Origin of the sequence: Lactiplantibacillus sp. ME-2 (assembly GCF_022549155.1) — a bacterium.
GTDB classification, from domain to species: Bacteria; Bacillota; Bacilli; order Lactobacillales; family Lactobacillaceae; genus Lactiplantibacillus; species Lactiplantibacillus plantarum.
Window position 1 is genome coordinate 1 of sequence record NZ_JAKZEQ010000058.1, and the last position, 9,918, is coordinate 9,918.

The window sequence follows — 9,918 nt, forward strand, 5'->3', positions numbered from 1 at the left end:
ATCGCTCCCTGCGAGGGTAGGACGTTGCCATGCAACCTAAGGAATCGTTAATTCGGTTCCTTTTTTTTACGTTGAATGTCAACCAGTACAGTTTGAATTTAAACATGCTTTTGGTATACTGGATAGGGTCAATTAACGCCGTTTTAGCTCAGCAGGTAGAGCACTTCCATGGTAAGGAAGAGGTCGGCAGTTCAAATCTGCTAAACGGCTTGCTGTTAGAAGATGATTGGCGTGGAATGCTTGTTTAACTGTTTTTTCTGCAACTAATCATCACATTAGGGTCCATGTTTAAGATTAAGACTTGAACGAACCAAACTTAATACGAAAAGAGGTCCACACGCTCGCATTAGATTAGCTAAGCGAGCGTGTGGACCTCTTTTGCTATCAAGAACTGGGAGGGCGAGCTTCAACCAGTATATACCCCCTGTGATTGAGCGTAACACTTAATTTTGCAGTTTTAGACCGAACGGCTTAACTATGGTAGCTGCTAGGGCGTGGAAGTATGCTTGAGATTGGCTGGCCACGCGGCTTCAAATTGCTTGAATAGGGGCATTAATGATTGTCGATTGCTAACAAGATAATTGACATAGATTGGCATGTGAGCACGAGTATCGCTAATCGGGATAGCGACTCGATTGTCATCATCGGCTTGGCTATCTAGCTGGTGAGGCGCCAATGCGGTAAAGTTAGTACTGAAGTACGGGAAATCGGAGTATTTAGTGATTTCTGTAAAGGCCGTGCGTTGGGGTTGGTATAAGAATTTAGCATCTGGGATGGCCTGCTGAATAATATCTTTCCAAATACCGATTGCGCTTAGAACCACGAAGCTAATTCCCTTAAGTTCGGCGAACGTGATGCTAGGTTGGTTCGCACGGTACATGAATCGCTGTAAATGGACCACGAGATTTTCAGTACCGATGAAGCGAGATTCAATGCCGGCCGTCAGAATTTCCTGATTAGAGAAAATGAAACTTGCCTGGCGGTTAATGAGATGCTCAGTGATTTGGTCGTCGGCAATCAGTGGTTGCCTTACTCGCAGCGAATTAGGTAATACCGTTTTGAGATGGGTGAGTAAGGCAAGTGGACCAGGTAGGGTGGTTTCGACGGTACGTGTGACTAAGCTTTGCTCGTAGTTTTGTATTTTGGTTACAAAAGTCCGTTGTTGTGTCAATAATTGTTCAGCTTCCTGAGCGGCTAACTGGCCAGTGGGCGTCAGTGTAATTCGATTGGGTTGACGATCAAATAAGCGAACAGCGAGCATCGTTTCCAATTTCTGCATGCCGCGAGTGATAGTTGGTTGCGTCACGTTTAATGCGGCCGCGGTCTTAGCCAGCGTGTGCTCGTGGGCGAATGTGATCAGCTCTTCTAATAAATAATTTTCAATCATCAGGAACCTCCGTTACTAGTATGCACTATATGTATACTAGTATGAATAAGTAGTAATTTTCAAGTATTAGGTTTGCGGGTATGCTTGTTATTGTAATCAAATAGTGAAAGGTTGATGCGTGATGGTTCCAACAACGAAATTAAACAATGGTGTGGTTATGCCCCAATTGGGATTCGGCGTGTTCCAAGTCCCTGACCTGAATGAATGTGAAGCAGCGGTGACCGCGGCCTTAAAGGCTGGTTACCGTTTAATTGATACGGCAACGGCATACCAAAATGAAACCGCAGTGGGGCGGGCAATTCAAAAGAGTGGTCTTAGACGTGATGAACTCTTTGTCACTTCCAAGCTGTGGGTCTCAGAATTCACCTATGAACGTGCAAAGCAAGGTATTGATCCGTCATTACAACGTTTAGGCGTAGACTACTTGGACTTGTATCTTTTGCACCAACCTTATGGCGATGTGATGGGTGCTTGGCGTGCTTTAGAAGAGGCTTACCATGCTGGTAAGATTCGCGCAATTGGTGTTTCCAATTTTTATGCGGATCAGCTAAAGAACTTGGAACTGACCATGTCCGTGCAACCAGCTGTCAATCAAATCGAGGTCAATCCATGGTACCAGCAAGCAGACGAGGTCCGCTTTAATCAAGATGAACACGTACGGGTTGAAGCTTGGGCACCGTTTGCAGAAGGTAAGCATGCGATTTTCAGTAATCCAAGTATTCAAACTATCGCACAGGCCCATGGTAAGACGACCGGACAAGTCATCTTACGTTGGCTGTTGCAACGCGGGATTACGGTGATTCCAAAATCAGTGCATCCTGAACGTATGGCTGAGAATATCGCTGTTTTTGATTTTGAATTAACAGCTGCAGAAATGTCAGCAATGGCCGAACTTGATCAGGGCGTCAGTCAGTTCTTTGATCATCGTGATCCTGTGACAATTGAACAGATTTTTGGCGCTAGTTTACGACAATTACATGAATAAGTTAAGGAGTGATTATTAATGACAAAAACACCAACTATTACGCTAAATGATGGCCGCGCGATTTCAGCAATTGGGTTTGGCACTTTCCAGATTCCAGACGACGGTTCCACTTATCAAGCAGTCAAAGAAGCATTGGCGATTGGTTATCGACACATTGACACAGCCGTGGCCTATTTTAACGAAGACGAAGTTGGTCAAGCTATTAAGGATAGTGGGATTCCACGGGACCAAATCTGGGTGACGAGTAAACTTTGGCTCCAAGACTACGGCTTTGATGCAGCCAGTTGCGCCATCGATCGTTCGTTAACTAAGTTGCGACTAGACTATATTGACTTGTACTTAATTCATCAACCTTATGGCGATGTTCCGGGTGCATGGCAAGCAATGGAAGCAGCCCAAAAGGCCGGGAAATTAAAGTCGATCGGTGTTTCCAATATGACACCAACGTTGTGGCAAAAATTTGTGCCACAATTTGAAACGATCCCTGCAGTCAATCAGGTTGAATTTAACCCGTACTTTCAGCAACAACCCTTGCGCCAATTACTCGCGGCACAAGATGTTAAATTAGAAGCTTGGGCGCCCTTGGGTCAGGGCAATCAAGCATTATTCAAAGAACCAATCATTCAACAATTGGCTATTAAGTATCATAAGGATGCTGGTCAAATCATTCTTAGATTTGAACATCAAGAAGGCGTGATCGTCTTTCCTAAATCAGTGCACAGTGCACGGATCAAGAGTAATCGGGATATCTTCGACTTTGAATTAACTTCGACTGAGATGGCCCAATTACGAGCTTTAGATACCGGTAAAGGTCACCACGACCCAGATGCGCCAGGGGTTTCAGAACAGTTGTTGCATGCCTTTGACGTGCATGCAGATGACTAGCGGCAGAGCCGGCCAAGTCGCGGACGAACGTACCGTAGTGCAAGCTGCTTTGATTGTAACTGAAAATTAACGACGCCATGGACGCTAGAATCACTAGCATCCATGGCGCCGTTTTTTGATTAAGGCCTTTAAAAGCCGTAACTTGAAATGGCGACGAATAAAAATCAGCTTACTAAAATGGGGCACGTTACGACTAATGCCGAATGATGAAGCTGAGGATGGCTGGTTATTAATCGCTGGCGGGAACCTCATTATTGATAATTTGCTCGTTAAAGTCAGTGAAGATGCCTAGCAGGGTCTTCACCCGTTGCGGGCCCAATTGAGTCGTCCACTGGTGAACCGTTTTGTGCATGGTGGCCATTAGTTGCTGATCTAGGTGACGGCCGGTAGCCGTTAAGGAAAGTCCTTTTTGGCGGCGATCAGTGGCATTAGCCTGTTGCTCAATGTATCGATGTTTGAGGAGGACTCCGATTTGGCGTGAGATTGCGCTGCGTGAGACATGGTGCTGATGTGCGATCTCCATTAATAATAGTGGCTGGGGGCTTTGACCTATTTCATGCATGATTAAAAAAGCGTCAAAAGTAAGATGTTGCGTGGTCAGTAGTGAATTTAAGCGAGTATTCAGGTAACGAGAGATATTGGCATAATCGGTCAAAAACATGTCGAGAGCGTCGACGGTAGCCATAGATAAGAACCTCCTTGAAGAGCGACAGCTTGGTAAATTTGGATTGACTATATTCACTAAGCATCATACCGCTAAACGTGTAAAAAGTGTAAGATTGTGAGCCGCAAATTAGTGACTGAAATTCTATGTGAACACGCATGCCTACTAGCAACGGTTGGTAATACCAAAACCACCGCTGACAGTTTTTTGCGCTGTCAGCGGTGGCGAATAGATTATCGATCAACGTTACAAAAAAGTCAGTGAGTCCGCAGGCGTAGAGCGACGATGCGGGCGCAAAGATCGGTGACGCACTAAGCGGTTTTAGTGCGATGACGACGAGCAATCATCGGCAAAATCATCCCTAAGGCAACAAAGATAATTGGCGTTAGAATATTTAAAGTCAGTTGGAAGAGCCAACTGCTAGGATTGCTAGCGTAGGAAGTCTTTGGAACCATTCCGAGGATGCAAGCAAATGCTGTAAACAGGAAGCACCAAGCACCGACCAAACGGCCAGCGACTGGGTTTTTCAGGAACTTGTAATCACTCTTGAATTCCTTTAAGTGCTTGTTGAGTAGCATGTAAGCTAGAAAGACCCACAGGTAGCGCATCGGCATTACGACCGAATTTAAGTTCAATAACCAATTAAAGAGTTCATTCATGTTTCCAATCCCTAATGCAGGAATGATAATGAGAATGCTGACCAAAACCCCAGTTAAGATGTAACCGTTGACGGGCACATCCTTCTTGTTCATTTTACTTAATTTTTTGGGAATAAATTCAGGGTCGGCATCACCAAGCAAAATCTTCAATGGCGCATCGATTGAGAACGCTAAGGCGGAGATTTGGGCAAGCACATTGGCAATTGCGTAGAGGATCAAGAACAGATTGCCCACGTGGTAGAAGGCACCTAGTCGTTGAAACGCGTAGTAAGCACCGTTGGCCATCAAATCAGCGGGAATGTGCTTGGAGTTAAACAGAATCCCCATGGCAAATGAACCCAGCAGGGCACAGATTGCGACCATACCTGCGAGCACTAACATGCCTAACGGAAACTCACGTCCCGGATTTTTGGTTTTATTAACGTACGGCGAAATCTTTTCAGATCCCCCGACCGCGAAGACTAACATTGAAACGGTCGTAAAGTAGGTAAAGTCAAACTTAGGTAAGTAGGACTTGAGTGAAAACATGTTCGGTGTCTGAACAGTCGCCTTGGTCATAAACGGTGCTGATACGGCCAAGATGATGAATAAAATCGACATGATGAACATCCCCGTACCAGCAACGCTCCCGATGCGTTTCAGTGTCGTTAGTCCCAATGAAGCAATCCAGAGGAAGAATAAGAATAGCACTAAACAAATGGCTTGAACGACTAACGCAGGTGTCGTGTTGACGAAGTTCCCATTACCGCGGAACAGCCAGCTGAATGCAATTAGAATCCCTTGGGGTTTTTGTGCTAAGTACGGAATGTGCACGATCCAATAAGTCCAGGCAGCATAGTAAGCTAGGCGCTTGGTACTCGTTGCTCGAATCCAAGATGAGACGCCCCCCTCAGCATCCTTAAAGGTCGAACCCAGTTGACCCACAATCAAGGTGTAGGGAATAAAATAAATAATCATGATTAAAATCCAAGAAGTGACGACTGAAAGCCCTTGTAACGCAAAGTTATTGACAACGTTACCTAGGCCCCAGACCGCCACGAATGCAATTAAAGCAATGTTGGACCATCGAAGTTGTTTTTCGTTTTCCATGTTGAACTCCTTTGTGAGCTAAAGTATGCTTAATTGTAAGGCCAAACTGAAAGCGATGCCAGTATTAACAAGTTAATATTAAAAGCGCTTTAAATTTTAAGTCAAAAAATGAATTTTGAGTGTCAAAACAGCGAAAATTTGCTATTGTTAAGAGGAGATAAAATTTAACGGCAACGGACGCGCATCGTTCGAATGAAAATGAAAGCAGGAATGGTCTTGAAAGAAGTTACAGTTGGGGAGTTAACGTTAGCGACAGGGATGCCTAAGATTGGTGTTGTTTTAGCGGGGGCAACACGGGAGGACCTCTTGCGTAAAGCGGGGCAGATTTTAACTTCGGTGGCACAAATTGTTGTTTGGCGGTTAGATCCTTATCAGGAATTGGATAACCGTGCGGAGTTAGTCAATACAGCGGCCCAATTGCAACAAGTTTTGGGGACGATTCCATTAATTGCCATGTTTGGGCTGGCAAACGATCCAGCTGAAGTGACCGAATATTATCAAACTTATCAAACATTAGTGAATAATCGAAGCGTGGCTGGCGTGGATATTGACTTAGCCATGGTCAATCAGCCAGATTTTATGACGTTGACCAAACAGATGCGTGCCAACGAAATTCGGTTAATTGCGAGCCAGACCGTCACGACAGCAACAACTGACGATTTATTGGCGACTTATCACGAATTAGCAGCAACTGGTGCTGATGTCGTGCGGGTGACAGTGGCTGGACATGATGCACAGACGGTGTTGGCATTAATGGCGGCAACTGAGCAAGCACGGCAGCAATTAGTTGTGCCAATCGTGGCAACGGCGACGGGCAAGTTTGGTCGTTATAACAGTGTCTGTAGTCAGTTGACGGGGTCGGCAGTTGCCTTTGGACACGTCGGCCGGGTCGGTGATCAAAGTCAATTAGCAGTGAGTCAGGTCAAACAGGCGTTACAAATGTTGGCACCACTTGAAGGGGCGTGAAATCAATGCAATGGCGATCGTTTTGGCGGCATACCCGGACGATTTTTGAAACGTTAGTCATCTATTTCTTACTGATTCAAGGGCCGTATGATTTGTGGATCGGCAAGGTGGGCTATCGACTTAGTTCGTATTTAATTGATATTGTGGGTATCACGGTGCTGTTTGTCATCGTTGAGCTAGTTTATAATGCGATTCGACAAATCGTTGTGAAACGACGATCCAAATGACTCGGGGCCGAGTGACAATTATCGTATCTACTAGCTCATGATTACGCGGGGGGAGTCTTTCGATTCAAATTAGGGAAATACGCTATTAGAATGGGTAAACCAGGTCTTGAGCAGTAATATTGCTCAAGGCTTTTTTGATGGCCGGGGATTACTGGAAGCCACTGGTCAGTCGCTATGGTGACAGCTGACCAGTGCATGATGCAACTGTCAGTATGGTGAACGAATAGTGGTGGTCAAATACCAAAACGACCAGAATTAATGAATCGCCACGATGAAAGTGATTGCAGAAATAGGGAGTTGATAATTATATTTTTGCGATAAACAAGCGGATTAATCATAATGATAACAGGTTAATTAGAATTGTGATAATCAGTTGAGCATTATGAGGGTACCATGGTATATTTAAAAACCGTAAATGATGTACTAGTTAAACACGATAATCAAATATAGTAAGAACACTTTATTTAATGAGATTAATCGTTAGGTCAGTTAGGTTGTTTTTGAAGAAATGGGGAATTACTATCAATTACCGTGAATCAGAAGTGAAATGTTATAAAATGTATAAAAGTGGTAAGATGTGGTTATTTGCGAGCGCTTCACTATTATTGTTGAATACTCAACTGTTAACCGCACATGCGGATGAACCAACATCTGCATCGACTAGCGAAACGAGTGTCGTAGCGACTAACGGTGTGTTAATTCAAAATCAAGGTAGCAGCAATCAAACACTGGCAAGTTCGGTTTCTAAAACGGATAACGTTGTCGTGGCTAATGATGAGAACGCTTCGATTACTAATCAGACGGTAATCGATGCACAGCCAGCTACTAATGACGAGCCGCAATCCGCTGCATCAACGGCTGCGTTGAACGGGACATCTAGCGCGCCCAATAGTGAGGTAGCCGCTGATTCGATGGCAGCAGTGAACGGACTAAACACGGTAGCACCCGCGACGAACAGTTATGAAGCATCACGGACTGACGATCTGTTCAGTAATGCCGCAGAATCGACCGTTAGTGAACAACAGCCTGAAGCGAGTGAACAGTTATTACTCGATACTGCTGACGCGTCAGAACGTAAATCCGCCGCTGACTTGCAACAAGTTGAGCAGCATCAGCTGGTAGATGACCTTAAGGTGGAGTCACAGCACGTTGATACTCGTGCTGTGACTAGGGCGGATGAGGATGAAATGTCTGGTAACTTTGGCGTTGATTGGCACTTTGATGCCAGTACAGGCACGCTAACGCTGAACGGGGGCACGTTAAATAACAGTTATGGGGATAATCCTTGGCGTCGCAAGTCTTGGGCGCCGATGATCAAGTGTATCGTGATTGCTGACAAAATTGTTGCCGGTACTAACATGAATAGTCTGTTTGCGAATCTTGACAGCGTGACGCGTTACGAAGGGTTAGAAAAGATTGATACCAGTGCTGTGACCAACATGCAGTCTCTGTTCAAAGAAAATACCTCGCTAGAGCGACTGGACTTGAGTGCTTGGCAAGTCGGCAATGTGACCACAATGGTGAACATGTTTATGGGGAACTTCATGGGTACTGAACTTAAATACCTCAATCTCAGTGGCTGGGATACTCATAATGTCGCCAACATGCAAAATATGTTCCAGTTCAACGGCCAACTTCGAACTATTGACGGTTTGACTGACTGGGATACGCGCAGTGTGACGACGATGGCCAACATGTTTGCGCGCACAGGCGTCCGTCACTTGAATCTGACGAGCTTTGATTCAGCCAGCCTGGTTGAAATCGATGGTGCCTTTGCGCAGATGTCCGATTTGGAGCGTATCGAATTCGGTACGCAGTTTACCGTCGCTAAAGTCACTCAAATCAATAGTTTGTTTAATGATGATGCCAAACTAAAGGTGCTCGACTTGTCCCATTTCAATATGCAGAATGTTGAACAAAACTGGCAAATGCTAGCTGGTTTGACAAGTTTGCAAACGTTGACACTTGGTCCGGGACTTGATTTTAGTCAACACGGCACGCAACCCTTAGTTGATTTACCGGAAGTGCCTAAGAATAGCAAATATACCGGCAAATGGGTCAACGTAGCTGATAGCTCGCAAACGTTCACGAGTGCTGAACTCCTGGCGCAATATTCGGGAAACCACGCTAACACGGCGACGTTTGTCTGGGAAACCGTCTCTGCGGCCGCGATTACCGGTAAAGACAGCACGCTCTTCTTGAATCAAAAATGGGACTGGACACAAAATATTGCGCAACTAGTTGATCAAAATGGCCAGTTAGTTGATCCAGGAGTCTTGTTCAGTACAGACCCCCAAGCGGTGACAGTTAGCGGTGAGCCTGTTGACACCAGCCAGCCAGGGTCGTATCACGTGATACTAACTTATGCGGGTCGGCAAACAACCGTGGTTGTCACGGTTGTGGCTAATCAAAGTCAACTAAACTTGCATGCGCAAGAGGTTGCGGTTGAAATTGATCTCGCAACGGGAAGTGCTGTCTGGCGCCCACGGGATAATTTTACGAGTGCAACGGATGCAGATGGCCGTTCAGTGGAATGGCAGAACGTGACGGTGCTTGGAGAACCAGACTTAACACGGCCGGGGACATATGAGGTCGTTTATCAGTTCACTGACTTGACCGGACAGTTAGTCACGGCGACAACGACCGTCACGGTGACTGAACAAGAGGCTGACGTTGAAGACCTGACAGAACTGGTTGTTCAAGATACAACGGTGACAGTTGGCGACCACTGGCAGGCGGCAGACAACTTCGTAAGTGCCAGTGATGCGACGGGACGGCCATTAACACTAGCGGACTTAGTTGTGATTGGTGACGTTGACACGACGCAACCCGGTACTTATGAAATCACGTATCAATACACGAACGCCAATGGCCTGCAGTGGACTCAAACAGCCACCATTACGGTAGTCGAAGGTGCTGGCAATGGTGAAACGCCGTTACCGGGAGAACCAGCTGAACCGGAGTTACCGGAAGAACCAGGAACACCCGAACAGCCTGAAACCCTGTCTCTTATACACATCTCCGAGCCCACGAGACTATGATGGCCATCTGGTATG

Annotated in this window: 8 protein-coding genes and 1 tRNA gene; 6 read left to right on the forward strand and 3 right to left on the reverse strand. The window is 45.8% G+C overall.

What is annotated here, in order from left to right; all coding sequences use genetic code 11:
- Positions 1-137: 137 nt before the first annotated feature.
- Positions 138-210 (forward strand) — tRNA-Thr (locus MMY95_RS14395).
- A 277-nt stretch (positions 211-487) separates the two neighbouring features.
- Here MMY95_RS14395 and MMY95_RS14400 read toward each other — a convergent pair.
- The gene (locus MMY95_RS14400; RefSeq protein WP_053267050.1) at positions 488-1,387 is read right to left on the reverse strand and encodes a LysR family transcriptional regulator; all 900 of its coding nucleotides are present in this window, start codon (positions 1,385-1,387) and stop codon (positions 488-490) included.
- Between the two features lie 121 nt (positions 1,388-1,508).
- Between MMY95_RS14400 and MMY95_RS14405 the strand changes: the two genes are divergently transcribed.
- Entirely contained in the window at positions 1,509-2,372 is an 864-nt protein-coding gene (locus tag MMY95_RS14405) for an aldo/keto reductase (RefSeq protein WP_202861137.1), read from the forward strand.
- A gap of 18 nt (positions 2,373-2,390) precedes the next feature.
- Positions 2,391-3,257 carry an aldo/keto reductase gene (locus tag MMY95_RS14410; protein ID WP_241277756.1) on the forward strand — a complete coding sequence of 289 codons (867 nt, stop codon included), beginning with the start codon at positions 2,391-2,393 and terminating at the stop codon, positions 3,255-3,257.
- Between the two features lie 229 nt (positions 3,258-3,486).
- On the opposite strand, the gene MMY95_RS14415 is transcribed toward MMY95_RS14410, so the two are convergent.
- Together MMY95_RS14415 and MMY95_RS14420 are read right to left on the reverse strand one after the other, a co-directional pair.
- Positions 3,487-3,942, reverse strand: a complete 456-nt coding sequence (locus tag MMY95_RS14415; protein WP_003645827.1) for a MarR family transcriptional regulator — start codon at positions 3,940-3,942, stop codon at positions 3,487-3,489.
- Between the two features lie 290 nt (positions 3,943-4,232).
- The gene (locus MMY95_RS14420; RefSeq protein WP_013355857.1) at positions 4,233-5,669 is read right to left on the reverse strand and encodes an amino acid permease; all 1,437 of its coding nucleotides are present in this window, start codon (positions 5,667-5,669) and stop codon (positions 4,233-4,235) included.
- Between the two features lie 192 nt (positions 5,670-5,861).
- Here MMY95_RS14420 and MMY95_RS14425 point away from each other — a divergent pair, with 192 nt between their 5' ends.
- The 3 genes from MMY95_RS14425 (at position 5,862) to MMY95_RS14435 (ending at position 9,903) form a co-directional block, all read left to right on the forward strand.
- A complete protein-coding gene (locus MMY95_RS14425; RefSeq protein WP_003642527.1) occupies positions 5,862-6,635 on the forward strand; it encodes a type I 3-dehydroquinate dehydratase in 774 nt (257 codons plus the stop codon).
- Positions 6,636-6,640: 5 nt separating this feature from the next.
- Positions 6,641-6,862: a hypothetical protein gene (locus MMY95_RS14430; RefSeq protein ID WP_003642528.1), complete on the forward strand. Its 222-nt coding sequence runs from the start codon at positions 6,641-6,643 to the stop codon at positions 6,860-6,862.
- 467 nt (positions 6,863-7,329) lie between these two features.
- On the forward strand, positions 7,330-9,903 hold the full coding sequence (locus tag MMY95_RS14435; RefSeq protein WP_277602031.1) for a bacterial Ig-like domain-containing protein: 2,574 nt from the start codon (positions 7,330-7,332) through the stop codon (positions 9,901-9,903).
- The last annotated feature ends 15 nt before the right edge of the window (positions 9,904-9,918 follow it).